This window comes from Protofrankia sp. CiP1_Cm_nod4 (assembly GCF_982290645.1).
Map to the genome: position 1 here is coordinate 36,591 of NZ_CEVIVC010000003.1, position 26,317 is coordinate 62,907.

Consider the following 26,317-nt stretch of genomic DNA (forward strand, 5'->3'; position numbering starts at 1 on the left):
CGAAGGCATGCCCGCGCCGTCCCCTCTCACGCTGTTCTCGGCCCCCACCCGGGCCTGGTTCACCGGCGTGTTCCCCGCGCCCACCCCCGCGCAGGCCGGCGCGTGGGAGGCGATCAGCCGCGGGGACGACGTGCTGGTCGTCGCCCCGACCGGCTCGGGCAAGACGCTCGCCGCCTTCCTGTGGTCGCTGGACCGCATCGCCCGCACCGGCCCTCCGGCCGACGCCTCCCGGCGCTGCCGGGTGCTCTACGTCAGCCCGCTCAAGGCGCTGGCCGTGGACGTCGAACGCAACCTGCGGGCCCCGCTGGCCGGGATCCGGGCCACCGCGGCGCGCCTGGGCCGGCCCGAGCCTGACGTGCGGGTGGGCATCCGCTCCGGTGACACCCCCGCCGCCGAGCGGCGGGCGTTCGGGCGGCTGCCCCCGGACGTGCTCATCACCACGCCCGAGTCGCTGTTCCTGATCCTGACCAGCCAGGCGCGCGAGGCGCTGCGCGGGGTCGAGACGGTCATCGTGGACGAGGTGCACGCCGTGGCCGGTACCAAGCGCGGCGCCCATCTCGCCCTGAGCCTGGAACGCCTCGACGCGCTGCTGGACACCCCCGCCCAGCGGGTGGGCCTGTCGGCGACGGTGCGCCCGGCCGAGGAGGCCGCGCGCTTCCTCGGGGGCGCCCGCGCGGTCACGGTGGTCCGCCCGTCCACGGACAAGACCCTGCGGATCGACGTGGTCGTGCCGGTGCCGGACATGACCCAGCTCACCGGCCCCAGCACCGACACGCGGCCGGCGGCGTCGATCTGGCCGGCCGTGGAGGAGCGGATCCTCGACCTCGTCCTCGCGCACCGCTCGACCATCGTGTTCGCCAACTCCCGCCGGCTGGCCGAACGGCTGTGCGCCCAGCTGAACACCCTCGCCACAGCGGAGGTGGCCCGGGCGCATCACGGCAGCGTCAGCCGGCAGCAGCGGGCGCTCATCGAGGACGATCTCAAGGCCGGCCGGCTGCCCGCGGTCGTGGCCACCTCCAGCCTGGAGCTCGGCATCGACATGGGCGCCGTCGACCTCGTCGTCCAGGTCGAGTCACCACCGAGCGTGGCCGCCGGCATGCAGCGGGTGGGACGGGCCGGGCACCAGGTCGGGGCCGCCAGCCGCGGAGTGATCATACCCAAGCACCGCGGTGACCTGCTGTCGTGCGCCGTCGTCGCCGAACGGATGCGCGACGGCGGGATCGAGCAGCTGCGCTATCCGCGCAACCCGCTGGACGTGCTCGCCCAGCAGATCGTGGCGATGGCCGCGATGGACCCCTGGCAGGTCGACGACGTCGCCGCGCTGGTACGCCGGGCGGCCTCGTTCGCGACGCTGCCGCCGTCCGCCCTGGATGCGGTCCTGGACATGCTCGCGGGCCGCTACCCCAGCGACGACTTCGCCGAGCTGCGTCCCCGCCTGGTCTGGGACCGGGCCACCGGCACCCTCACCGGCCGGCCCGGCAGCGGGCGGCTGGCGGTCACCAGCGGCGGCAGCATCCCCGACCGCGGCCTGTTCGGGGTCTTCCTGGTGGGTGAGAAGGCCAGCCGGGTCGGCGAGCTGGACGAGGAGATGGTCTACGAGTCCCGGGCCGGCGACGTCGTTCTGCTCGGGTCGTCGAGCTGGCGGATCGAGGAGATCACCCCCGACCGGGTGCTGGTGGCCCCGGCGCCGGGCCGGCCGGGCAAGCTGCCGTTCTGGCACGGCGACACGCTCGGGCGTCCCGCCGAACTCGGCCGCGAGATCGGCGCCTTCACCCGCGAGCTGGCCCGCCTCGACACCGGGCCGGCGCGCGAGCGCCTGCGGGCGGCCGGGTTCGACGGGTGGGCCACCGACAACCTGCTCGCCTACCTCGCCGACCAGCGGGCGGCCACCGGGCATCTGCCGGACGACCGGACGATCGTCGTCGAACGCTTCCGGGACGAGCTCGGCGACTGGCGGCTGGCAGTCCACTCGCCCGTCGGCGCCCCGGTGACCGCGCCGTGGGCGCTGGCCATCGCCGCCCGGCTGCGCGACCGCTACGGCGTCGAGGTGCAGATCATGCACTGCGACGACGGTGTCGTCGCGCGGATCCCGGACGCCGGCCTCGCCCCCACCGCCGACGTGGCCGTGTTCGACCCCGACGAGATCGACGCGCTCGTGCGGGCCGAGGTCGGTACCAGCGCGCTGTTCGCGAGCCGGTTCCGGGAGTGCGCGGGCCGGTCGCTGCTGCTGCCGCGGCGCACCCCCGGCCGCCGGACGCCGCTGTGGCAGCAACGGCAGCGCAGCGCCCACCTGTTGGAGGTGGCAGCCCGCTTCGACGACTTCCCCGTGGTGCTGGAGACCATGCGGGAGTGTCTGCAGGACGTCTTCGACGTCCCCGCCCTGACCGGGCTGATGCGTCAGGTCGCGGCCCGCACGCTGCGTGTCGTCGAGGTGGAGACCGCGGCACCCTCGCCGTTCGCCCGCTCGATGCTGTTCGGCTACGTCGCGGCGTTCATGTACGACGGGGACACCCCGCTGGCCGAACGCCGGGCCCAGCTGCTCGCGCTGGACAGCTCCCTGCTCACCCAGCTGCTCGGCCAGGCCGACCTGCGGGAGCTGATCGACGCGGCCGTGCTCGCCCAGGTGGAGGCCGAGCTGCAGCGCCTGGCACCCGGCCGGCGGGCACGTGACGTCGAGGACGTCGCCGACCTGCTGCGCGTGGTCGGCGACCTCAGCACGCCGGAGGCGCTGGCCCGCGGCGCGGCCCCGGCCCACCTCGCCGAGCTCGCCGACACCCACCGCGCGCTGCGGGTACGCATCGCCGGCGAGGAACGCTGGGTGGCCGTCGAGGACGCCGGCCGGCTGCGCGACGCCGTCGGCATCCCGGTGCCGGCCGGGGTGCCGACGGCCTTCACCGAAACGGTCCGCGACCCGCTCGGCGATCTGCTCGCCCGCTACGCGCGCACACACGGCCCGTTCGACGCCGAGGCGGCCGCCGACCGGTTCGGGCTGGGGGTGGCGGTGGTGACCGCCGGTCTGGAGCGGATGCTCGCCACCGGCCGGCTCGTCCGCGGCGAGCTGCGCCCGGGAGACACCGGAGAGCAGTGGTGTGACAACACGGTGTTACGGATACTGCGCCGACGCAGCCTCGCCGCCTCCCGCCGCGACGTCGAACCCGCCCCGACGGCGGCCCTCGGCCGCTTCCTGCCCGCCTGGCAGGGGATTTCACACGGCCGGGACGGCGCGCACGGCGGCAGCCACGGCGTCGACGCGGCGCTGCGGGCCATCGAGCAGCTGCAGGGCGCGCTGATGCCGGCCAGCGCCTGGGAGCAGCTCATCCTGCCCGCCCGGGTGGCGGACTACCAGCCGGGGATGCTCGACGAGCTGTGCGTGTCCGGTGAGGTGCTGTGGGCCGGCGCGGGCGGGCTGCCCGGCAACGACGGCTGGCTGGCCCTGGTCCTCGCCGACAGCGCCCCCCTGCTGCTGCCACCACCCGCCCCGGACGCGGCGGGCACCCCGCTGCACGCCGCCGTGCTCGAGGCCCTCGACGCGGGGGCCGCTCTGTTCTTCCGGACCCTCTCCGACCGGGTCACCAGCCTCGACGACGCCGCGCTCGCGGCCGCGCTGTGGGATCTGGTGTGGGCGGGCCTGGTCACCAACGACAGCCTCGCCCCGCTGCGGGCCTCGCTGGCCGCCCGCCGCGGCAGCCATCCGACCGCCCGGCGCAGCCCACGGTTACGCCCGGTCCGCTATTCCCGCCCGGCTGTCCCCCGCCCGCGCATGCCGTCACGGACCGGCCCGCCGACGGTGGCCGGCCGCTGGTCGCTGCTGCCCGAGCGGGATCCCGACCTGACCCTGCGCGCCCACGCGCAGGCCGGGACGCTGCTCGACCGGTACGGGATCGTCACCCGCGGCGCGGTCACGGCCGAGGGGCTCCCGGGCGGTTTCGCCGGGGTGTACCGCGTCCTGTCCGCCTTCGAGGACAACGGGCAGTGCAGACGTGGCTACTTCGTGGAATCCCTCGGCGCGGCCCAGTTCGCCGTCCCCGGCGCGGTCGACCGGCTGCGGGCGACGCCGGCGACGTCCGGCGCGACCGTGCTCGCCGCGACCGACCCGGCGAACCCCTACGGCGCCGCCCTGCCCTGGCCGGCCAGCTCTTCGGGACACCGGCCGGGACGCACGCCGGGCGCGCTCGTCGTGCTCGTCGACGGCGAACTGGCGCTGTACGTCGAACGCGGCGGCCGGACGCTGCTGACCTGGACCGACGGCCCCGGACGGGTACAGCCGGCGGTCGACGCCCTCGCGCTCGCCGTGCGGGACGGCTGGCTGGGGCAGCTGTCCGTGGAGAAGGCCGACGGCCAGGCCGTGCTCACCAGCGAGCTGCGCGCCAGCGAACTCGGGCAGGCCCTGGAACGCGCCGGCTTCCACCCCACGCCCCGCGGCCTGCGGCTACGGGCCTGAAGCCTGCGGCTACGGGCCTGAACCATCCCGCATGAGTTCGCGCAGGCCGTCGGCGAAGCCGCGCAGGGCTGCGGTCCCTCGCTCGAGCTCGCCGCCGCGCCCCATCCCCGGCATCCCCGGCCCCGCCGGCGACAGCGCCGACGGTGTCGAGGCGAGCAGGTCACTGGCCGCGGCCAGCATCTCGTCGAGAGCGTTCGCGGCGGTCGTCATCGCGCTCACCAGGCCCATGATCATGCTGGTGATCTCCGCGCGGCGGTCCGGGTCGACGACCGCGCGCGCCGCCGACTCGGCGGCCAGCACCCGGGCGGCCTGGCCGCGCAGACCGTCGACCACCTGGGCGGCCGACACCATCGCCGCGCGGACCGCCTCGGCGGCGGCCCCGGGCGGCAGCGCCCGCAGCATCGCGGCGAGCGCGAGCATCGCCGCCTCGCCGCGCTGCAGGGGCTCCGCGGCGGCCGAGCCCCGCAGCCGCAGCCGCGAAGGCAGCGGCGCCGTCGGCAGCGGCAGCGCCGCCGGCAGCGCCGGGGCCGCCCGCGCCTGACGCCAGGACAGCCCGGCCCGCACGAGCGCGCCGGCGCCCACGACCAGCCAGGCCCACGTCCCGTCCAGCACCGCGGCGGCCGGGGTGAGGACCGCGACCCCGGACCACACCCGCGCGGACGTGGCGGCCCGGCGGCGCAGCCGGGCCTGGGTGCGGACCAGCCGCTGCTCGCCGCGCAGCAGGTTCCGGCGTTCGATGTCGGCACGCAGCCACTCCGGCAGGCGGCTGCTCGGCCCCGTCCCGTGTGCCGGCAGCACCGTCAGCCGTCCGGCTGATCGGCCGGTCCCTTGTCCAGGGACGGCGGTGATCCCTTGTTCAGGGACAGCGTGCCGTCGGATCCGCCCGCCGCCGGCCCGGCCGACAGGGCCGTGCGGATCTCGGTGAGACGGTTGGACGCCTTCGCGTCCAACGACGCCCGGCGAATCTCCAGCATCCGCGACTCCACCCCCTGCGAGGACAGCTCGTGGTGTCCCAGGGCGACCGCGTAGCGTTGCTCGACCTTGTCCCGGACCTGCCCCAGCGTCGGGGTGTCACCCGGCGGGGTGAGCCGGGACATGCCGTCGAGCGCCTTGCTCATCTGCTCCTGCATGGCGGCGTGCTCGATCTGGGTCAGCAGCCGGGCCCGCTCGGCGAGCTGCCCCTCCAGCCGCAGCGTGTTGTCCTCCACCGCGCGGCGGGCCTGCTCGGCGGAGAGCACGGCCTGCTGGTGCAGGGACTTGAGGTCGTCGAGGGAGCCCTCCGCGGCGACGAGCTGGCCGGCGAACGCCTGCGCGGTCTGCTCGTAGCGGGCGGCCGCGTCCACCTCGCCCTTCGCGCTGGCCGCGTCCGCGAGCAGGATGGCCTGGCGCGCGGAGGCGGCCAGGCTCTCGACCTCCTCGATCTGGCGCGCCATCCGCATCTCCAGCTGCCGCTGGTTGCCGACGACCGCGGCGGCCTGCTGTACGAGCGCCTGGTGCTGCCGCTGCGCCTCGGTGATCGCCTGGTCGATCTGGACCCGGGGGTCAGCCTTCTCGTCCAGCTTCCGGTTCGCCGACGCGGACAGATAGCGGTAGAACTTGCGGACGACGTTCGCCATACCCCCGATCGTCGCACGCCAAGCCGGACATCGGTGCCCCCCGGCCTACGAAAACGGCAGTCGGCTAGGCGGCACGGTCGACCACGGCGGTGGTCGCGCCGCCGCGGGACTGCATGGCGGCCATCGGCGGCATCCCCGCCATCGGGGCGCCCACCCGGGCCGGGCCGCCAGCCGCGAGCTCGGCGAGCTCCAGGTCGTCGCTCACCTCACGCAGCAGGTCGGCGAGCCGGACGCCGAGCGCGTCGCAGATCGACGCCAGCAGCTCGGAGCTCGCCTCCTTCTGCCCTCGCTCGACCTCGGAGAGGTATCCGAGCGAGACCCTCGCGTTGGAGGACACCTCACGCAGGGTCCGGTGCTGATCCTGGCGGCGGCGGCGCAATGCCTCGCCGAGCATGCGTCGGAGCAGGACCATCGTGCCTCCTCCTTCGTCCTCGGGCTGGGCCTTACCGTATACCTGCTGTCCACCGTGATGGCTGGCCGTTGATACGACTGTAACCATGTAAGCAACACGCGTCCGGCGGTTCATCCCAGTCAACAGGTATGAACAGTCAGGGTACGCCGAAGAACGTCCAACGCCTGGACGACCGCATAGACACGGTTCGTACGACGGTCGCCGGGGAGGCGTAGGGACCTCGTCAGCGTGCCGAAGGCACCAACCATACCTATGTGCAGGGTCCCGACGGGCTTGCCCTCCTGCTCGTCGGGGCCGGCCACCCCGGTCACCGCCAGCCCGGTGCTCGCCCCCAGCAGGTCCCGCACGCCCGCGGCCATCGCCGCCGCCGCCTCCGGGGACACCGCGCCGGACGTCGCCAGCACCTCCGGGCCGACCCCGAGCACGTCCCGCTTGGCCTCGGTGGCGTAGGAGACCACCCCGCCGCGCAGCACCGCGCTGGCACCGGCGACATCGGTGAGCCGGCCGGCGAGCAGCCCGCCGGTCATCGACTCGGCGACGGCGAGCGTCTCACCGCGCTCGGCGAGCAGCCGCAGGACGGTCCCCTCCAGGGTGTCGTCGTCGACGCCGTAGAGCGCGGTCCCGAGCGCGTCGCGGGCCGCCTTCTCCACCGGCTCGATGAGCCGGTACGCCTCGGCCCGGTCTGCGGCGCGGGCGCTGACCCGCACCCGGGTCTGCCCGCCGCTGGCCAGAAAGGCGATTGTCGGGTTCCCGACCGGGGCGAGCCGCTCGACCTCACCGGCCAGCGCCTGGGCCACCGCCGACTCCCAGATCCCGGCGGTGCGCAGGACCCGGTGCACCACGACCGCCGGCTCCCCGGCCCGGCGCAGCAGATCCGGCAGGACCGACCCGGTGAACATGGCGTACATCTCGCTGGGGACGCCAGGCAGGGCGTACACCACGCCGCCGGCTGTCTCCAGCCGGACGCCGGGGGCGGTGCCGACCTCGTTCGGCAGCGGTTCGGCTCCCTCGGGGAGATCTGCCTGCCGGTAGTTCATCTCCGGCGCCCCTCGGTCCGTACCGCTCGGCACATCCCGCCTCAGCGCCTGGAACCGACGCCGTAAGGCCGCCTCCAGGAAGGCGTCCCGGCGCAGGGCCACACCAGCCGCCAGGGCGATCCCCTCCCTGGTCAGGTCGTCCTGGGTCGGCCCGAGCCCGCCGGTGAGGATGACCGCGTCCGCGCGGCCCAGCGCCGCCCGGATCCCGGCCGCGATCACGTCGACGTTGTCGCCCACCACCGTTGACATCGTCAGCCGTACGCCCACGTCGGCGAGCTGCCGCCCGAGCCACGCCGCGTTGCCGTTGACGATGTCCCCGAACAGCAGTTCGTCGCCCACAGCCAGTAGTTCAGCCCGCATCGTTCTCCTCGGAGATCGCGGGGACCGGCCGCGTCGCCTGCCGTCGCAGGGCCAGCGCCCGTCCCACGTAGTCAAGACCGGTGACCACCGCCACCAGCACCCCGGCGGCGAGAACGACCGCCCGCGCGGAGGCGGCGATCCCCTCCAGGGGAAGCACGTAGAGACCGATCGCGCAGTTGAGCAGCAGGGTCTTCAGCTTGCCCCCGCGGCTGGGCGCCATCACCCCGTAGCGGATCATCCGTAACCGCAGCAGGGTGACCCCGGCCTCCCGGACCACGACGACCACCGTCACCAGCCACGGCAGCTCACCGAGCAGCGACAGGGACAGCAGCGCGGCACCGGTGAGCGCCTTGTCCGCGATCGGGTCGAGGATGATCCCGAAATCCGTGACGATCCCGCGGCTGCGGGCGATGTATCCGTCGACCTGGTCGGTGACCGCCGCGAGCGCGTAGACGGCGAACGCCGCCACCCGCCAGCCGGAACCGTCCTGCCCGCCGGCGAACATGAGCACCACGAACACCGGGACGAGCGCGACCCGCCCGACGGTGAGCGCGTTGGCGAGGTTCAGCCGGCTGACAGCGGCACCAGCCCCGCTCATCCCACGGAGTCGACAACGTCGAGGAGCTCGGCGACCAGGTCCACCCCTTCGGCCGCGACCACCTTCGCGCTCACCAGATCACCCACCCGTACCCGCGCGGCCTCGGCCGGTGGCAGGCGGACCGTGCACGCCCCGTCGACCTCGGGCTGCTGGTGCGCGGCCCGTCCGTGCGCCAGCCCACCGGCGGCCTCCTCCACCAGGACCTCGACGACCGAGGAGAGCCGCCGCTGCGCGCGGGCGGCGGTCAGCTGCTCGACCAGGTCGGTCACGCGCGCCTGGCGCCGGCGTACCGTGGCCGGCGTGACCTTGCCGGGCAGGCCGGCCGCCTCGGTACCGTCCTCGTCGGAGTATCCGAAGACCCCGACGGCGTCGAGGTCGGCGTCGGTGAGGAAGCGCTCCAGCAGCGCGACGTCCGCCCGGGTCTCGCCCGGGAAGCCGACGATCACGTTCGAGCGGGCGCCGACGTCCGGGGCCAGCGCGCGGGCCCGCGCCAGCAGATCGAGGAAGGCGTCCGCGCCACCGAAACGGCGCATCCGCCGCAGCACCGACGGACTGGCGTGCTGGAACGACAGATCGAGGTAGGGGGCGACGCCGGGGGTCGTCAGCACCGTCTCCAGCAGGGACGGGCGTACCTCGGCGGGCTGCAGGTACACCGCTCTGACCCGGACCACACCGGTGATCGCGGCCAGCTGGGGCAGCAGCTTCTCCAGCGCCCGCAGGTCCCCGAGGTCCTTGCCGTAGGAGGTCGAGTTCTCGCTGACCAGGACGAGTTCCCGCACGCCCTGGCCGGCGAGCCACTCGGCCTCGGCGAGGACGTCCTGCGGCGGCCGGGAGACGTGTGCCCCGCGGAACGTGGGGATCGCGCAGAACGCACAGCGCCGGTCACAGCCACTGGAGATCTTCAACGACGCGACAGGCCCACCGAGCAGGCGCTGGCGCAGGACCGGCGGGCCGGACGCGGGCCCGGACCGCTCCGCCTGCCCTGCCTGCTGCCCTGCCTGCTGCCCTGCCTGGCGGTCGACCGGTGTGATCGGCAGCAGGGCCCGCCGGTCACGCGGAGTGTGCGCCGCGGGCTTCTCGCCGCGCAGCACCGCGTCCAGGTGGCTGCCGAGCGCCGGGTAGGCGTCGAAGCCGAGGACGGCGTCGGCCTCCGGCAGGCTCTCGGCGAGCTGCCGGCCGTACCGCTCGGCCAGGCAGCCGACCGCGACCACGGCCTTCGGGCCCCCGGCGGCGTCGCGCAGGTCGGCGGCGGCGAGCAACGTGTCGATCGAGTCCTTCTTGGCGACGTCGACGAAACCGCAGGTGTTGACCACCACGGCGTCGGCACTGGCCGGATCGTCGACCACGGCCCAGCCGTCCCCCCCGAGCCGCGCCGCGAGCTCCTCGGAGTCCACGTCGTTGCGGGCACAGCCCAATGTGATCAGCGCGACACGGCGAACAGGACGATCGGGCACGACGTCAGGCTACCGGGATGCCGGGTTACCAATGGCACAGTCTCCCGACGCACCCAGTCCCACACGTACGGTGAGAACCTGGCCGGGGCTGCCCCCCACTCCCAGATCCCGGCCGTTGCAGAAGACCGCCACCGACCCGGCGTTACCGATTCTGATCTCCACGGAACGGGCCGCCTTCACCAGCCGGCTGTCGCCGGGCTGCAGGAGCTGCTGCAGCAGGACCCGCTGGGCCTCGTCCCGCATCTCCAGCCAGCTCGGCTCGTCCCGCACCGCCACCTCGACGTTCACCCCGCTCGGCGCGGGCGTCGCGGACCGCACGGGCCCGGCGGGCGCACCGGTCGCGCCGGCTCCCGGCGTCACCGGCGGGACCGTGGCGGCAGCCCGGACACCGGTGGGGTCACGCAGCGCACCGCCGGAGCCGTTCGGGACGAGGACGGCGAGAGCCGCCAGGACACAGACCGCCACCAACGCGACGATCACCGCGGGCGCCCAGGGAAATCCCCGACGGGCCCCCGCCCCCTGCGGGATCAACGGGTCGACCGGCCGCGCCGGGAGCGGCTGCGGCCCGGTCAGCCGGCCGTGACGCCGGTCGAACTCGGCGATCAGCGGTACGGGATCGATCCCCAGAGTGCGGGCGATGCTGCGAATATGGCCACGCGCATACACCGAACCACCACAGCTGGTGAAATCGTCACCCTCTATCTGCTCAATCAGTGCGGTGCGCACACGGGTCCGCTCGCTGACATCCAAGATCGACAGACCCTGTCTGACGCGGGCGGCTGCGAGCACCGCGCCCACGCCCTCAGGGGACTGCATAGTCACCCTCCGCCCGGTCGGATCGGCAGTACTGGCGAGTCTACGGTGGTTGGCCAGTCGCCGAAAGCACACTCCGATGATCGCCGCCGACGTCACTAGCCATTGCGTAGAGTCACCAGAAGTCCTTCAAGTTCGTCCGGCATGACCAACACGTCCCGAGCCTTCGACCCCTCGCTCGGACCGACGATGCCCCGGCTTTCCATCAGGTCCATCAGCCGGCCGGCCTTGGCGAACCCGACCCGCAGCTTGCGCTGGAGCATCGAGGTCGACCCGAACTGGGTCGACACCACCAGCTCGACCGCCTGTACGAACAGCTGCAGGTCGTCCCCGATGTCCTCGTCGATCTCCTTCTTGGGCTCGGTGGCACCGTCGAACACATCCGCCCGGAACGCCGGAGCCGCCTGTTCCCTGGTATGCGCGACGATCGCGGCGATCTCCTCCTCGGAGACGAACGCCCCCTGGATCCGCGCCGGCTTCCCCGCCCCCATCGGCAGGAACAACGCGTCCCCGAGACCGACCAGCTTCTCCGCCCCCGCCTGGTCCAGGATCACCCGGCTGTCCGCCAGCGACGACGTCGCGAACGCCAGCCGCGACGGCACATTCGCCTTGATCAGACCGGTCACCACGTCCACCGACGGCCGCTGTGTGGCCAGCACCAGGTGAATCCCCACCGCCCGCGCCATCGCCGTGATCCGCGAGATCGAGTCCTCGACGTCCCGTGGCGCCACCATCATCAGGTCCGCCAGCTCGTCCACGATCGCCAGGATGTACGGATACGGCGTGTACACTCGCTCCGACCCCGGCGGCGCCACGATCTGACCGGCCCGCACCTTGCGGTTGAAGTCGTCGACATGGCGCACCCCGCAGGCGGCCAGGTCCTCGTAGCGGTTCTCCATCTCCTTGACCACCCACTCCAACGCGTCCGCGGCCTTCTTCGGACTCGTGATGATCGGCGTGATCAGATGGGGAATCCCCTGGTAGCTCGTCAGCTCCACCCGCTTGGGGTCCACCAGCACCAGCCGCACCTGGTCCGGTGTGGCCCGCGCCAGCACACTCGTGATCAGCGTGTTGATACAGGTCGACTTGCCCGCCCCGGTCGCCCCGGCGATCAGGATGTGCGGCATCTTCGCGAGGTTCGCCACCACATAGCCGCCCTCGATGTCCTTGCCCAGGCCGACCAGCAGCGGATGCGGGTTCCCGGTCGCCTCCTCGCTGCGCAGCACGTCCCCGAGCGAGACCAGCTCCCGGTCGCTGTTCGGGATCTCGATCCCGACCGCGCTCTTCCCCGGGATCGGGCTGATGATCCGCACATCCGGGCTCTTCACCGCATACGCGATGTTCTTGGTGAGCTGGATGATCCGCTCGACCTTCACCGCCGCGCCCAGCTCGATCTCGTACCGGGTCACCGTCGGCCCCCGGGTGAAACCCGTCACTTTGGCATCCACCCGGAACTGCGCGAAGACGTCCGTCAACGAACCGATCACTGTGTCCGTCGCGGCCGACCGCACCTTCGGCGGCGTACCCTGCTGCAACAGGGTCGGTGACGGCAGAACGTAGTCACTGTCCGCTGTCCCACTCAGTCCGGGAGCGACGAAGTGCTCCACCTCGGACGGCGGCTCGGGCCTTGGCCCGCGGCCACGCGTCTTCGCGGCCCGCCGTTCGCCAGCCCGGGGAGCCGGCGCCGGCTCGTCCGCCACCGGCGGCTCGGCATCTCCGAGCGCGTCGATATCGAACACGTCCGGATCCGGTAGCGACCGGGAGCCAGGGGCACCGAGCAGGTCCTCCACCAGCGACCCGCGGAACTGGTCCCGCGCCGGGCTGCCGGCGACCGGCTCGTTCCGGCGGCCTCCACGGCTGCCCACCGGCCGATGATCGTGATCGTCCCCGTGCTGGTGGTAACCGGCCACGAGCCTGTCCCGCAGATCGCGCAGCCGGTCGGGGATCACGCGGATCGGGGTCCTGGTGATCACGAGTATGCCGAACACGCTCACCAGGAGCAGCAGGGGTGCCGCCAGGTACGCGGTGACGGCGCTGGACAGCGGTGAGCTGACCAGGAACCCGGCCAGCCCCCCCGCCCGCTCGATCGCGGCGGTACCGGCACCGAAGTCGGGCACCCCGTGCGCGACGTGCACCAGCCCCAGCACACCCGCTGCGAACGCGGCCCAGCCGATCAGCACCCGGCCACGGCTGTCCGGATCACTCGGGCTGCGGATCAGCCGCCAGGTCGCGCCGAGGCCGAACAGCGGAAGCGCCAGCGCCCCCGCGCCGACCAGGAAGCGCAGCAGGCCGGCGACGACACCGCCCACCGGCCCGCCGGCATGGAACCAGACCGCGGCCATGGTGAGCGCGGTCGCGCCGAGCGCGGCAAGCCCCGCCCCGTCCCGCCGGTGCGCCTCGTCGATACGCAGGTCACGGGCACCCCGACCGATCCGGCGGCCCATCTCGCCCAGCAGCGTGGCCGCAATCCCCCAGGCCCGGACCAACAGCCGGATCGCGGCAAGGGCGGCGACCACGGTAAAAGGGGGGCGTGACCTGCCCGTACCGGTTCTTCCCGTATCGGTTCTTCCCGCACTGGCCTTCGCGGGGACGGCCTTCGGCCGGGGCCTGTTCGCTGCCGGCTTCCCGCTCGACGCCTTGCCCCCGGCCGGTGGACGCCGCGCAGGCGCCGAGCCGGAGGGAGACCTCCCGCCCTGGGCACGCGTCCGCGTACCACTCGCCCGTGTGGCCACTCGAGGACGGTACCGGTCTCCGGCCGCGACATCCGGCAACCCCGACCTTCCGGGCGCGTCGCCTCAGAGCATGCTGCCTCAGACCTCGACCACCACCGGCACGATCATTGGCCGACGCCGGTAGGTGTCGCTCACCCAGCGTCCGACCGTGCGGCGGACCAGCTGCTGCAGCGCGGCGACGTCCACCATGCCAGAGCGCATCGACTCGGCCAACGCCTCGGACACCAGGCCGCGTACCTGCTCGAACGTCTCGCGGACGTCGGAGAACCCCCGGGCCGACAGCTCGGGGCCGCCCACGACCTTCCCCGACGCGGCGTCGACCACGACCGTGATCGTGATGAAGCCCTCATCACCCAGGATGCGACGGTCCTTCAGACTCGACTCGCCGACGTCACCGACGGCGAGCCCGTCGACATAGACGTAGCCGCACGGGACGACACCGGTGATGTTCGCCTGCCCGTCGACCAGGTCAACGACCATGCCGTCGTCGGCGAGCACGATCCTGTCCGCGGGCACACCGGTCGCCTCGGCGAGCGCGCCGTGCGCCCGCAGATGGCGCCACTCGCCGTGTACCGGCATGACATTGGACGGACGGGTGGCGTTGAGGACGTAGAGGAGCTCGCCGGCCGGTGCGTGCCCGGAGGTGTGCACCTTGGCCACACCCTTGTGGACGACCTTCGCTCCCCAGCGGGTCAGCCCGTTGATCACCCGATGGACCGCGGTCTCGTTGCCCGGGATCAGGCTGGAGGCGAGCACGACCGTGTCGCCGGCCTCGATCCGGATCGCGTGGTCACGGTTGGCCATCCGGGACAGGGCCGACAACGGCTCGCCCTGGGAACCGGTTGAGACCAGGCAGACGTTGCGGTCGGGCAGCGAGGCGACGTCCCGCATGTCGACCATGAGGCCCGGCGCGACCCGCAGCAGGCCCAGGTCGCGGGCCACCCCCATGTTGCGCACCATCGAGCGTCCCACGAAGCACACCGAGCGACCATGCGCCTCCGCCGCGTCAAGGATCTGCTGTACCCGGTGTACATGGCTGGCGAAGCACGCGACGATGATCCTCTTGTTCGCATCCCGGAACACGCCGTCGAGGACAGGAGCGATCTCCCGTTCCGAGGTCACGAAGCCGGGCACCTCGGCGTTGGTGGAGTCGGACAGCAGCAGGTCGACGCCCTCCTGGCCGAGCCGGGCGAAGCCGCCCAGGTCGGTCAGCCTGCCGTCGAGGGGAAGCTGGTCCATCTTGAAGTCGCCGGTGTGCAGCACCAGACCGGCCGGTGTGCGGATCGCGACGGCCAGGGCGTCCGGGATGGAATGGTTGACCGCGAAGAACTCGCAACCGAACGGGCCGAAACTGTGGACCTGCCCCTCCCGTACCTCGACCGTGACCGGCGTGATGCGGTGCTCGGCGAGCTTGGCCACGGTCAGCGCGAGCGTCAGCCGGGAGCCGACCAGCGGGATGTCGGCACGTTCGCGCAGCAGGTAGGGGACGGCGCCGATGTGGTCCTCGTGGGCGTGGGTGAGCACGACCGCCTCGATGGCGTCCAGCCTGTCCCGGATGGCGGTGAAGTCGGGGAGGATGAGGTCGACGCCGGGCTGGTCGCTCTCGGGGAAGAGCACTCCGCAGTCGACGACGAGCAGCCGGCCGTCGAACTCGAACACGGTCATGTTGCGGCCGATCTCGCCGAGGCCCCCGAGCGCGACGATACGCAGCCCGTCCGGCGGAAGCGGTGGCGGTGTTCTCAGCCCGGGGTGGGGATGGCTCACGCGGAACCCGCCGTTGCAGCCGTAGCAGCCGTAACAGCCGTAGCGGTGGCCACGTCCGCGGACAGGTCGATCCCGGCCGCGGCCAGGTCGGCCCGGAGTTGCTCGCGCTCCTGCCCGGTGGCGTCCACCAGCGGCGGCCGGACTCCCCCAGCGGGCAGCCCGGCCATGTGAAGAGCAGCTTTTGTCATGATCACACCTTGGTTCCTGAACATGCCCTCGTACGCCGGAAGCAGACTCAGGTGCAGTGAACGGGCACGAATGGCGTCACCTGCGTCGAAAGCATCGATCATCGAACGAATCCGGGCGGTGGCGACGTGCCCGACGACGCTTACGACCCCCACGGCCCCCACCGCCAGGAGTGGGAGGTTGAGAATGTCCGTACCGGAGTAGTACGCAAGTTCTGTTCGAGCAAGGACCCACGATGACGCACCAAGATCGTCCTTGGCGTCCTTGACAGCCACGATCCGTGGATGGTCGGCCAAGCGTACCAGCGTATCCGTTGCCACCGGGACACCGGTACGGCCAGGTATATCATAGATCATGACGGGTAGCCCAGTAGCGTCCGCGACGGTACGGAAGTGCTCCGCAAGCCCGCTCTGCGGAGGCTTGCTGTAGTAAGGGCTGACCACCAGCAGCCCGTGCGCGCCGGCCTTCTGTGCCGCCACGGCCAGTTCCACCGTGTGCCGAGTGTCGTTGGTGCCCACACCGGCAATCACCTTCGCCCGGGTGCCGACAGCCTCCACCACCGCCCTGAGCAGCTCTTCTTTTTCCGCGTCCGAGGTGGTCGGCGATTCCCCTGTCGTCCCGTTGACGACCAGGCCATCGTTGCCGACGTCCACCAGATACTCCGCGAGTGCCGCGGCACCTTTAAGATCAAGTTCACCGTCCACGGTGAACGGAGTGATCATTGCTGTAATCATGCGACCGAAGGGCGCTCGGGACAACACTGACATGCCGGTCACCTTAGTTCTCATGGTGCCTTGTCGGACAATACCCGACACGGCACGTGACGGCACCTCGGACGCACAACCTCGGACGCACATGAGTCCGTCACACATGAGACGGCCGGAATGCCGACGACGGCCAGGAAGCTTCGACGATAGCCGCTACCCAGCGCGACCGGCATCCCGGCGGCAGCACCCCGACGGCGCCCCCGGCCCGGGTTTCTTCGGCATGGCGATCAGTCTACTCCGTTGACGGGCGCAGCAGCCCTGGGCACAGCAGCGTCCACTGCGCCCACCGGCCGTGTTCCATCGCCGTCCCGGCCGTGTTCCGCGGAACACAGCCCTCCCTCCAGAAAGATCGACTTTCTGCCGAAGGCTCCCCAGCAGCCCACCCGAGCAACAGCCTGCCGCCAGAAAAGCAGCAGATCGGTGCACGTATCGTCACTATCAGCAAGCACCACCTACGACCACCAGGCCTCTGCAACCGACGCAGCCGTGTTCCGCGGGGCACGAGTCCAGCCTCCGACCCGCGCCTCACGCCTCACGAGCCTTCGCCTCTCACGACCCCTCTCAGGCTTCCCGTCACGACCTTTTATGCCGTCACGACCCTCTTGCGCAACAGGCGACGCAGGCCTAATATCGAACTTATGTTCGATATCGACGTGGAGCATGCCCCTCTCCACCAGCTTGAGGCGGAAATCTGCGCCTGGGCCGGGCGGATCTCAGCCGCGATGTGCGCCTGGCTGCTGGCGCTGGCCGCGTTCGACCGCCGCGAGGGCTGGGCAGGGGTGGGGATCCGCTCCTGTGCGCACTGGCTGTCGTGGAAGTGCGGGATCAGCCTGCGTACCGGCTATGAGCACCTCCGTGTCGGGCATGCTCTCGAACAGCTCCCCGCGCTGCGCGACGCCTTCGCGGGCGGCCGGCTGTCCTATGCCAAGGCCCGCGCCATCAGCCGGGTCGCCGACGTCGACAGCGAGGCCGAATGGGTCCGCCAGGCCGAACATGCCACGGCCAGTCAGCTTGACCGGCTCGTCGCCGCGTACGGCCGTCTGCGTGGCCGCGACGGGCTGGGAAGGGCGGTCGACCGACACGCCCGCCGGTCCTGTTCGTGGCGGTGGGACGACGACGGCAGCCTGATCGTCCACGCGCGGCTGACCCCCGAGGACGGCGCCCTGTTCATCAAGGCCCTTGACGCGGCTCACGCCGGCCACACATCTGACATGCCTCGCGACCAGGCCGCGAATGCCGACGCCCTCACCACGGTCGCCGGCGGTTTCCTCGCCAGCAGGGCACCTACGCTGGCCGACCCCGCCCGCTACACCGTGAACGTCCACGTCGACGCGAACCTGCTCACCGACGGCGTCCCTCCACACGACAGTGGCCGCCCGCACCAGCCCCGCAGTGACGTCGAACCCGGTGTCGCGGTGCACCCGGAAACCGTTCGCCGGCTCGCCTGCGACGCGGGTGTCACCATCCCGGACGCCGGGCGCCGGCGCCGCACCGTCCCACAGGCCCTACGTCGTCTCCTGGAGGCCCGTGACCAGGGCACCTGCCGCTACCCCGGCTGCGACCACACCCGCTGGCTGCACGCCCACCACGCCGTCCACTGGGCCGACGGCGGCAGAACGGATCTCGACAACCTCGTTCTGCTCTGCTCGTTCCATCACCATGCCGTCCACGAGGCGGGGCTCATCCTCGCCATCGGCGAGGATCACAGCGTCACCGTACGGCGTCCCGACGGTACCGTGATTCCCCATCAGCCTCCCCTCAGCACAGGCGACGAGCCGCTACGCCATCTGCGGGACGCGACCGCGTCCGTCGCCCACGACGCCATCACCGGACGGTGGGCCGGGGAACCGCTGCACCTTCAGGAGTCGGTCACCGCTCTCCTCAACGCGGGAGCTGTCCGGCAAGGCACGCGCGGACGCCTCGGGCGATCTCCAGCTCCTCGCGGGCCTCGACAACGAGTGTCCGGACCGGCGAGCCGGCAGCAGTGATGTCATGATCACCAGAGGTATGGGCGGCGTTACGGTCCGGGTCGACAGCCACACCGAGGAAGCCCAGCCCGTCCGCGGCGCCGGCTCGTACCGCGGCGGAGCGCTCCCCCACCCCGCCGGTGAAGACCAGCGTGTCCAGGCCGCCGAGAGCCGCCGCCATCGCGGCGATCTGCGCACGCAGGCGGTGGAGGTAGACCGCCAGCGCCAGGGAGGAGGCGGCCTCGCCGGTGACGGCCTGGTCGACGACCGTACGCATGTCCGGGGTGCCGGCCAGGGCGGCCAGGCCCGACCGGTGGAACAACGCCTCGGTGAGCTCGTCGGCGGACAGGCCGGCCGACGTCTGCAGCCACAACAGCAGACCCGGATCGATCGTGCCGGAGCGGGTCGACATGACCAGCCCCTCCAAGGGGGTGAACCCCATGGTGGTGTCGATGCCGACGCCGTCGCGGACGGCCGCCAGCGACGCGCCCGACCCAAGATGGCAGGTCACCACCCGGCTCCCGCCGGTCAGTACCGCCGCCCGGCGGGACGCGTACGCGTGGGACAGCCCGTGGAAGCCGTAGCGGCGCACGCCGAGACGGTCCCGCCAGTCGGCCGGGACCGCGTAGGTGGTCGCGGCCGGTGGCATCCGGGCGTGGAAGGAGGTGTCGAAGCAGGCGACCTGGGTGATGCCGGGCGCCGCGGTCCGTATCTCGGCCAGTGCGGCGAGCGCCGCCGGCTGGTGCAGCGGGGCCAGTACGGCGAGCGAGTGTAGCTCCTTGGCCACCCGGTCGGTGACGACCACCGGGCCGGTGAACACTGTCCCGCCGTGCACGATTCGGTGCCCGACCGCGCCGAACTCGCCGCGGCGGGCCAGGTCCGTGATCGTCGCGGTGACCTCGTCCGGGTCCGGTCGGCCTTCCCGCGCGCGAAGGTCGACCGCGGCCAGCAGAGCGTCCCCCGGCCCGAGGAGGCGCAGTTTCAGGCTGGACGAACCGGCGTTGACCACGAGGATGTTCACGCCGCTGATGTGCACAGCGCTGGGCCGTCTAGTAGGGCCAGGTCCAGTTGGAGATCTCGGGCATGTCCGTGCCGAAGTCGCGGGTGTACGCGCGGGCCGCGATCCGGGCGTCCACCATGTCCTGCCGAACGTGTGCGGCGCGCGCGCCCAGTGACGGGACCCGGTCGATCACGTCGATCACCAGGTGGAACCGGTCGAGGTTGTTCATCATCACCATGTCGAACGGTGTGGTGGTCGTGCCCTCCTCGATGTAGCCGCGGACATGGATGTTGATGTGGTTGGTACGCCGGTAGGTCAGCCGGTGGATCAGCCATGGGTAGCCGTGGTAGGCGAAGATCACTGGCCGGTCAGCGGTGAACAGCGCGTCGAACCGGGCGTCGGAGATCCCGTGTGGATGTTCGCTGTCGGGCTGGAGGCACATCAGATCGACGATGTTGACGACACGTACCTTCAGGTCGGGGAAGTGACGTCGCAGGATGTCGACCGCGGCCAGGGTCTCCAGGGTCGGGATGTCGCCGGCGCATGCCATGACCACGTCGGGCATGCCGTCGACGGATCCGTGATCGCCGGCTTTGTGGTCGCCGGCTTTGTGGTCGTTGCTGGCCCAGTCCCAGATGCCGATGCCCCGGGCGCAGTGGGCGATCGCCGCGTCCATCGGCAGGTAGTTCAGCGCTGGCTGCTTGCCGGCCACGATGACGTTGATGTAATGCCGGCTGCGCAGACAGTGGTCGGCGACGGACAGCAGTGTGTTCGCGTCCGGCGGGAGGTAGACCCGGATTATCTCCGCCTTCTTGTTGACCACGTGGTCGATGAAGCCCGGGTCCTGGTGGGAGAAGCCGTTGTGGTCCTGCCGCCAGACGTGGCTGGTGAGCAGGTAGTTCAGCGACGCGATCGGGCGCCGCCACGGGATGTGGCGGGTCGTCTTCAGCCACTTCGCGTGCTGGTTCACCATCGAGTCGACGATGTGGATGAACGCCTCGTAGCAGGAGAAGAGCCCGTGCCGGCCGGTGAGGAGGTATCCCTCCAGCCAGCCCTGGCACAGATGCTCCGAGAGCACCTCCATGACCCGGCCGTCCGGCGCCAGGTCGTCGTCACCGTCGACGATCTGCGCGTTCCAGGCCCGGGACGTCGTCTGGAACAGCGCGCCGAGACGGTTGGAGGCGGTCTCGTCCGGGCCCATGACCCGGAACGTCGTCGGGTTCGCCGTCATCACGTCCCGCAGGAAGCCGCCGAGGACCCTTGTCGCCTCGCTGAACGTCGTGGCCGGGCTGGTGACCTCCACGGCGTAGTCGCGGAAGTCGGGCAGGGCCAGGTCGCGCAGCAGTTCCCCGCCGTTGGCGTGCGGGTTCGCGCTCATCCGCCGGTTGCCCGACGGCGCGAGGCCGGCGAGTTCGGCGACCAGGCGGCCGTCGGCGTCGAAGAGCTCCTCGGGCCGGTAGCCGCGCAGCCACCGTTCCAGCTCCGCCAGGTGCTCCGGACTGTCGTGGATCTGCGCGACCGGCACCTGGTGGGACCGCCACGTGCCCTCGACCTGCGCGCCGTCGACGACGGCCGGGCCGGTCCAGCCCTTCGGGGTGCGAAGGACGATCATGGGCCACAGCGGGCGGGACGGGTCGCCGTGCGCCCGTGCCTGCCGCTGAATCCGGGCGATCTCGGCGACGACGGTGTCGAGGACGGCGGCGAAGCGCTGGTGGACCTGCTCGGGATCGTCCCCGGTGACGTGGAACGGCTGGTAGCCGTAGCCGCGCATCAGATGGTCGAGCTCGGCCTGGGGGATGCGCGCGAGCACGGCCGGTTGGGCGATCTTGTAGCCGTTCAGGTGGAGGATCGGCAGTACCGCGCCGTCACGGACCGGGTCGAGGAACTTGTTCGAGTGCCAGCTCGCCGCCAGCGGGCCGGTCTCGGCCTCCCCGTCCCCGACGACCGCGCAGACCAGCAGGTCAGGGTTGTCGAACGCGGCGCCGAAGGCATGGGTGAGGGCGTAGCCGAGCTCCCCGCCCTCGTGGATCGAGCCGGGGGTCTCCGGCGCCACATGGCTGGGGATGCCACCGGGGAAGGAGAACTGGCGGAACAGCCGGCGCAGCCCGGCGGCGTCCCGGGTGATGGAGGGGCAGACCTCGGAGTACGTGCCTTCCAGGTAGGCGTTCGCGACGATGCCGGGGCCGCCGTGGCCCGGGCCGATGACGTAGATCGCGTTGAGGTCGTTCGTCCTGATCACGCGGTTCATGTGGGCGTAGATCAGGTTGAGCCCCGGTGTGGTGCCCCAGTGGCCGAGCAGGCGGGGCTTGACATGCTCGGCCCGCAGGGGCTCCCGCAGCAGGGGGTTGTCGAGCAGGTAGATCTGGCCGACCGACAGATAGTTCGCCGCGCGCCAGTAGGCGTGGATGCGCCGCAGCTCGTCCGGTGACAGCGGCCCCGGTGACAGCGGCCCTGCGGCGGCGGTGAGAAGGCTGTTGGTCATGCATCCACCTCAGTCGGCGAGCGGGCTCGACGCAACCTCGGTCCCGTCGTCCAGGGCGGTCACCTGGAAGTCGCCGAAGACATTCGGCGCGAGTCGCTGGAGCTCACGCAGCACCGCCACCGCCAGGGCGCGGATCTCGACGTCGGCCGCCTCGCTCGCCCGCATCGCGACGAAGTGACGCCAGGCCCGGTAGTTCCCGGTCACCACGATCCGGGTCTCGGTGGCGTTGGGCAGCACCGACCGGGCGGCCTGCCGGGCGAGCTTGCGCCGGGAGGTCGGTGCCGCCACGTCGGCGAACCGCTTCTCCAGCCCCTCGAGGAGCCTGCCGTAGGCCTCCAGGGAGGCGGCGGCGGCCTCGGTGAACAGCTCGTGCAGCCGTGGGTCCTCGGCGATGACGTCGGGCTCGATCACGGCGGCGTCCCGCTCCGGTACGTAACGCTGGGAAAGCTGGCTGTAGGAGAAGTGCCGGTGGCGGACCAGCTCGTGGGTCAGGCTCCGGGAGACCCCGGTGATGTACACGCTCACCGTCGCGTGCTCGAGCACGGACAGGTGCCCGACGTCGAGGATGTGGCGCAGGTAGCCGGCGTTCGTGGCCGTGGCGGGGTTCGGTTTCGACCAGCTCTGGTAACAGGCCCGGCCGGCGAACTCCGCGAGCGCCTGGCCACCGTCGGCATCGGTGGACCAGTCGACGTCGTCCGGTGGGGTGAACTGCGTCTGAGCGATGATCTGGACGCGCATGCCCATACCGTAACCTGCGGCCAACTGGCCCCGGACCGGACCTATGGCGACCTACGGCGGCCTAGATTCTGGGCGGCGCCGGGCCGTGGTAGACCAGGATCGACGGTCATCCCCCCGTCAACCCCCGGCCGCCCACAGGCGGGCCGACGGCGGGCAGACGCTGGCGACCAGCAGCCGCCCGCCGTCGCGCACGCATCCGAACACCGCCAGGTGCAGCGGCCGTTCGGCCGGCACCGGGAGGCCGCCGTCCACGTCGTATCTGGCGTTGGTGACCTTACGGCGATGCGCGGCCGGGTCGTCCGCCGTGCCGGCCGGCGCGTCGGAGCGCCAGACGACCATCATCTCGGTGCAGCCCGGCGGCCAGGTCCAGCGCAGCAGGTCACCGGCGAGGTGCAGACCGGTCGCGGGCTCGAGGCGGTCCGCGGCGTTCAGGGCGACGGGCGCGGTCAGGACGGGAGCAGGGCCGGGCTGGTCCGCGCCGGACCGGGCGGGGGCGGACCACAGCCCGGAGCGGCCGGCGAGCACCTCGTAGACCGGGATCGGCGCGTCCGGGCCGACCCCGCCGTCCTCGATGCTGGTGACCTGGGTGACGCCGACCGCGCGGGAGGCGCCGTCCGGCCCGATCCGCAGCACGCGGTACCTGATCGTGCCTGCCGACGGCGACGGCTGCCAGGTGACCACCACGGCGCGGCCGGCACGCCGGGCCCGCACCCGCGCCGGTGGCGCCACCCCGGTGACGGCGAGGGCGTCGCGGGCGGCCTGATGGTCGGCGACGATCTCCAGTGCCTCCAGCAGCAGGCTCTCCCGCTGCGCGCCGTGGCTGCGGCCGGCGGCGGCGACCATCTCGTCGGCGCGCGCGAGCTGCTCGCGGACGGCCGCGGTCTCCTCGGCGACGCTGCGCCCGTCCCGGCCGGGCACGTCGGCGGCGTCGCGGGCGAGCTCGTCGAGCAGCCGGGCGGCGGTCCGCAGGTTGCGGCCGGCCAGCGCCGCCTCGACCTGCCGCCACCGCGACCCGGCCTCGCGGATGGCCTGCTCGACCTCGTCGGCGACGGCCCGGATCGCGGGCAGCAGCTCCCCGGCCCGCTCCCGGGCCTCGGCGACCTGCTCGTGGGCCTCGACCGGGCGGCCCGCCCGTAGCGCGGCCCGGGCCCTGGCCAGCGGTTCCAGCCACTGTGTGGCCCGGGACGGCTGAGCTGGCGGGGCCGGTCGGGCCGGCTGGGCCGGCCGGGGCAGCCGGGCCGGCTGAGCCCGGACGGGGGCGTCCGGCACGTCGACGCCGTGCTCGCGGGCGAGTTCGGCGAGCACGGCCTCGGCCCGGCCCCGGTCGAGGCCGTGCTCCTCGGCCTCGGTGAGGAAGCCCGTGTAGTGCCGTGGGGTGAGGGCGTCCTCGACCAGCACCGCCGCGGCCACCGCCGGGCGCAGCCGGGCGGTCACGTCGGCCGCCAGGGCGTCCAGGTACAGCGCCGGGTCGGCGTCGACGAGCAGGGCGGTGACCGCGGCCAGCAGGTCGTCCACGAGTGCGCGGCGGCGGTCCGGGCGGCGTTCGCGGTTGCGGGCGGCGAACTCGTCCCGGGCCTGGCGGATCTCGTCCCGGTCGGCCTCGGGAGGCAGGCCGAGCAGGGTGAGCAGGCTCGTCGGCGGGGTCTCCCCGGACAGCCGGCCGAGCTCGTCGAGGTCGGCGCGTACCTGCCGGAGCAGGTCGGGGTCGACGGCGGGACGGTCGGGACGCGCCGGCGTCCCGGCGGGCAGCACCTTGTACCGGCGCACCCGCAGGGCGAAGGCGTCGGCGTCGATGCCACGCTCGGCGGCGAGCTGCCGCAGGCCGGGGAGCTTGTCCTCGGGCAGGCCGCCGAAGCGCTGCACCAGCCGGGCCACGGCGGCGTCGAGGTCGGCGAAGCGCTGCCCGTCCCGGTCGTCGCGCTCGCGGCGGACCCGCTCGGCGAGCAGGCCGCGGCGGCGCGCGTCGAGCAGCTCCGGGCCGGCCTGGTCGTGCGCGGCCAGCAGGGCGAGCACCAGGCCTCGGTACTTGGGATGGTCCCGGGACTTCTGCCAGAAGGCCCACACCGCCTCGACGCGGGCGGCGACGTCGGCGTCGGTGAGCCGGTCGGCCTCCGCCAGCGGGATGTCGTACAGCTCGAAGGGGTCGGACTGCCCGGCCCCACCGCGGGCCTGGACGACGGCAAGGACCCGCTTGCGGTAGTCGTTAGGCTGGAAATCCTCCACGCCCGCTCCTTCAGCCCTCCCGACGGCGCAGCCGGGCCACCGCGTCCCGTTCCCGGGCGACGTCGGCCTGGCTGAGTGCCGCGCTGGTCTCCACCCGCACGGTCAGGGGACGGTCGGCCAGCCCCTCGTGCAGCGCGGTCACCTCCAGGATGCCGTCGAAGCCCATCCGGAAGGTGATCTCGATGGGCGTCCCGGCCGGGAAGCCCGGGGGGATCCCGGTGATGTCCGCCTGTGCGATGATCTTAACGTCGTCGACCCGGGTCGACTCGGCACCGCCGCCCTGTTCCACCACATGAACCGTGACAACATCCTGATCGTCGCGGACGGTGCCGAAGCTGCGCCTGACCGCTATCGGCAGCCGGTCGTTGCGGTGGACGAGGAACACCGCGGAGCGTTCGCCGAAACGGTCGAGCGCGAGCACGCCGAACCCGCGGGAGACCACGTTGACCACCTGCACCTCGACGGTGCGGCGGACCCGCTCGGCGGTCAGCCCGAAGGCGTCCGCCAGGCGCCGGCAGGCGGCGGCGAGATCCTCGGGCGCGGCGGTGTCGGGCTGGGCGCCGTCGAGGATCTGCCCCCGGGACACCAGGTCGGCCAGCACCAGCCGCTCGATGGCCTTCTTCTCCCCGTAGAGGGCCGCGCCCTTGGCAACCGCGAGGTCGGGGTCGCGCAGCTCCACCGGCACGCCGAGCTCGGCGGCCAGCCGGCGGGCCACCGCCGGCATCCGGGACGAGCCGCCGACGAGCAGCACCCGGTCCAGCCGGGCGACCCCGCGGGCCCGGGCCGCGGCCAGGACGGAGCGGGCCAGTGTCACGGTCCGCTCCAGCAGGCCGGCGGTCAGCCGCTCCAGGTCGTCCCGGGAGAACGGCACCGTCAGCGCGTGCCCGTCGTGCTCCACCCGGACCGTTGTCCGCGTCCGGTCGCTGAGCTCGCGCTTAGCCTGTTCGGCCGCCAGCAGCAGCGCCTGGGCGGCCTCGGAGTCGTCGAGGGGGTCCTCGGCGCCGGGATGGGCGTCGAGGAACTGCCGGGACAGGTACAGCACGATCTTCTCGTCCCAGTCGGCCCCGCCGAGCTGGTGGTCGCCGTCGACCGCGACCACCGAGACCCGGCGGTCGGCGAGCTCGACGACGGTCACGTCGAAGGTGCCGCCGCCGAGGTCGTAGACGAGCGCGGCCTCCTCGTGCCCCTCCCGCCCGCTCCGGCCCGCGTCGGAGGCGCCGGAGGCGTCGGCGTTGAACCGGGCGAAACCATAGGACAGCGCGGCGGCGGTCGGCTCGTTGATGACGTCCACGACCGTGAGGCCGGCGTACTGCCCGGCGAGCACCGTCGCGCGGCGCTCCTCGTCACCGAAGTAGGCCGGGACGGTGATGACGACGTCGCGGACCGACTCGCCGGCGGCGAAGGCCACGTCGCCGACCAGCGCCCGCAGGATCAGGCTGCTGACCGCCGGTGCCGACCAGGCCCGCCCGGAGCTGACGAAACGCCAGTCACCGTCGCCCATCCGGCGTTTGACCAGCGCGCACACGTCGTCGGCACGGGCGCGGGCGAGACGGCGGGCGGGCTCACCGGTGACGTAGTCGTCCGGCCCGACGAACAGCACGACGCTCGGCAGCGTGGCGGCGCCGTCGGAGAGCGGGACCACCTCCGGCTCCCCCAACCGGTTCACCCGGGCAACACAGCTGTACGTGGTTCCGAGATCGATTCCGTAGACGACGCCCGCGCTCATG

At 72.6% G+C, this 26,317-nt stretch carries 17 protein-coding genes; 2 read left to right on the forward strand and 15 right to left on the reverse strand.

Translation table 11 applies throughout. The features are described from left to right. The first annotated feature begins 7 nt into the window (after positions 1-7). Positions 8-4,441 (forward strand): Lhr family helicase, encoded by a 4,434-nt coding sequence (locus tag AC5LSR_RS01550; protein WP_250292375.1) that lies wholly within the window; start codon positions 8-10, stop codon positions 4,439-4,441. A 9-nt stretch (positions 4,442-4,450) separates the two neighbouring features. On the opposite strand, the gene pspM is transcribed toward AC5LSR_RS01550, so the two are convergent. The 10 genes from pspM to dapA form a co-directional block, all read right to left on the reverse strand. Next, entirely contained in the window at positions 4,451-5,239 is a 789-nt protein-coding gene (gene pspM, locus AC5LSR_RS01555) for a phage shock envelope stress response protein PspM (RefSeq protein ID WP_493464377.1), read from the reverse strand. 2 nt (positions 5,240-5,241) lie between these two features. Further along, a complete protein-coding gene (locus tag AC5LSR_RS01560; protein ID WP_250282278.1) occupies positions 5,242-6,057 on the reverse strand; it encodes a PspA/IM30 family protein in 816 nt (271 codons plus the stop codon). A gap of 64 nt (positions 6,058-6,121) precedes the next feature. Further along, positions 6,122-6,469, reverse strand: a complete 348-nt coding sequence (locus tag AC5LSR_RS01565; protein WP_250282276.1) for a helix-turn-helix domain-containing protein — start codon at positions 6,467-6,469, stop codon at positions 6,122-6,124. Between the two features lie 119 nt (positions 6,470-6,588). Continuing rightward, on the reverse strand, positions 6,589-7,866 hold the full coding sequence (locus tag AC5LSR_RS01570; RefSeq protein ID WP_250282274.1) for a competence/damage-inducible protein A: 1,278 nt from the start codon (positions 7,864-7,866) through the stop codon (positions 6,589-6,591). After that, positions 7,856-8,464, reverse strand: a complete 609-nt coding sequence (locus tag AC5LSR_RS01575; protein WP_250282272.1) for a CDP-alcohol phosphatidyltransferase family protein — start codon at positions 8,462-8,464, stop codon at positions 7,856-7,858. The genes AC5LSR_RS01570 and AC5LSR_RS01575 overlap by 11 nt, the downstream gene beginning before the upstream one ends. Further along, positions 8,461-9,918, reverse strand: a complete 1,458-nt coding sequence (locus tag AC5LSR_RS01580) for a MiaB/RimO family radical SAM methylthiotransferase (protein WP_250282270.1) — start codon at positions 9,916-9,918, stop codon at positions 8,461-8,463. Before AC5LSR_RS01580 ends, AC5LSR_RS01575 begins: the two co-directional genes overlap by 4 nt. Before the next feature lie 9 nt (positions 9,919-9,927). Next, positions 9,928-10,734, reverse strand: a complete 807-nt coding sequence (locus AC5LSR_RS01585; RefSeq protein WP_250282268.1) for a helix-turn-helix domain-containing protein — start codon at positions 10,732-10,734, stop codon at positions 9,928-9,930. 95 nt (positions 10,735-10,829) lie between these two features. After that, positions 10,830-13,247 (reverse strand): FtsK/SpoIIIE family DNA translocase, encoded by a 2,418-nt coding sequence (locus tag AC5LSR_RS01590; RefSeq protein ID WP_250282266.1) that lies wholly within the window; start codon positions 13,245-13,247, stop codon positions 10,830-10,832. A 294-nt stretch (positions 13,248-13,541) separates the two neighbouring features. Further along, on the reverse strand, positions 13,542-15,227 hold the full coding sequence (locus tag AC5LSR_RS01595; RefSeq protein WP_250282264.1) for a ribonuclease J: 1,686 nt from the start codon (positions 15,225-15,227) through the stop codon (positions 13,542-13,544). Next, the gene (dapA, locus tag AC5LSR_RS01600; RefSeq protein ID WP_250292377.1) at positions 15,224-16,180 is read right to left on the reverse strand and encodes a 4-hydroxy-tetrahydrodipicolinate synthase; all 957 of its coding nucleotides are present in this window, start codon (positions 16,178-16,180) and stop codon (positions 15,224-15,226) included. Before dapA ends, AC5LSR_RS01595 begins: the two co-directional genes overlap by 4 nt. A 638-nt stretch (positions 16,181-16,818) precedes the next feature. On the opposite strand from dapA, the gene AC5LSR_RS01605 reads away from it, so the two are divergent. Next, positions 16,819-18,168, forward strand: a complete 1,350-nt coding sequence (locus tag AC5LSR_RS01605; RefSeq protein ID WP_250282261.1) for an HNH endonuclease — start codon at positions 16,819-16,821, stop codon at positions 18,166-18,168. On the opposite strand, the gene AC5LSR_RS01610 is transcribed toward AC5LSR_RS01605, so the two are convergent. The 5 genes from AC5LSR_RS01610 to AC5LSR_RS01630 form a co-directional block, all read right to left on the reverse strand. Beyond that, positions 18,062-19,168, reverse strand: coding sequence for an acetate/propionate family kinase (locus AC5LSR_RS01610; RefSeq protein ID WP_250292381.1), 1,107 nt, complete (start codon positions 19,166-19,168; stop codon positions 18,062-18,064). The genes AC5LSR_RS01605 and AC5LSR_RS01610 overlap by 107 nt on opposite strands. A gap of 28 nt (positions 19,169-19,196) precedes the next feature. Next, complete coding sequence (locus AC5LSR_RS01615; protein ID WP_250282259.1) at positions 19,197-21,629, reverse strand: phosphoketolase family protein; 2,433 nt, start codon at positions 21,627-21,629, stop codon at positions 19,197-19,199. 9 nt (positions 21,630-21,638) lie between these two features. Then, entirely contained in the window at positions 21,639-22,367 is a 729-nt protein-coding gene (gene thyX / locus AC5LSR_RS01620) for an FAD-dependent thymidylate synthase (protein WP_250282284.1), read from the reverse strand. Between the two features lie 117 nt (positions 22,368-22,484). After that, positions 22,485-24,590 (reverse strand): hypothetical protein, encoded by a 2,106-nt coding sequence (locus AC5LSR_RS01625; protein ID WP_250282258.1) that lies wholly within the window; start codon positions 24,588-24,590, stop codon positions 22,485-22,487. Positions 24,591-24,600: 10 nt separating this feature from the next. Next, on the reverse strand, positions 24,601-26,316 hold the full coding sequence (locus AC5LSR_RS01630; protein WP_250282256.1) for an Hsp70 family protein: 1,716 nt from the start codon (positions 26,314-26,316) through the stop codon (positions 24,601-24,603). Position 26,317: the final 1 nt, after the last annotated feature.

Excerpts from the sequence above, each read along its gene's own strand:
- AC5LSR_RS01585 (WP_250282268.1), bottom strand. The coding sequence starts at position 10,734 with ATGCAGTCCCCTGAGGGCGTGGGCGCGGTGCTCGCAGCCGCCCGCGTC.
- AC5LSR_RS01630 (WP_250282256.1), bottom strand. The coding sequence starts at position 26,316 with ATGAGCGCGGGCGTCGTCTACGGAATCGATCTCGGAACCACGTACAGC.
- thyX (WP_250282284.1), bottom strand. The coding sequence starts at position 22,367 with ATGCGCGTCCAGATCATCGCTCAGACGCAGTTCACCCCACCGGACGAC.
- AC5LSR_RS01615 (WP_250282259.1), bottom strand. The coding sequence starts at position 21,629 with ATGACCAACAGCCTTCTCACCGCCGCCGCAGGGCCGCTGTCACCGGGG.
- AC5LSR_RS01560 (WP_250282278.1), bottom strand. The coding sequence starts at position 6,057 with ATGGCGAACGTCGTCCGCAAGTTCTACCGCTATCTGTCCGCGTCGGCG.
- AC5LSR_RS01575 (WP_250282272.1), bottom strand. The coding sequence starts at position 8,464 with ATGAGCGGGGCTGGTGCCGCTGTCAGCCGGCTGAACCTCGCCAACGCG.
- AC5LSR_RS01565 (WP_250282276.1), bottom strand. The coding sequence starts at position 6,469 with ATGGTCCTGCTCCGACGCATGCTCGGCGAGGCATTGCGCCGCCGCCGC.
- dapA (WP_250292377.1), bottom strand. The coding sequence starts at position 16,180 with ATGTCAGTGTTGTCCCGAGCGCCCTTCGGTCGCATGATTACAGCAATG.
- AC5LSR_RS01550 (WP_250292375.1), top strand. The coding sequence starts at position 8 with ATGCCCGCGCCGTCCCCTCTCACGCTGTTCTCGGCCCCCACCCGGGCC.
- AC5LSR_RS01570 (WP_250282274.1), bottom strand. The coding sequence starts at position 7,866 with ATGCGGGCTGAACTACTGGCTGTGGGCGACGAACTGCTGTTCGGGGAC.
- AC5LSR_RS01605 (WP_250282261.1), top strand. The coding sequence starts at position 16,819 with ATGTTCGATATCGACGTGGAGCATGCCCCTCTCCACCAGCTTGAGGCG.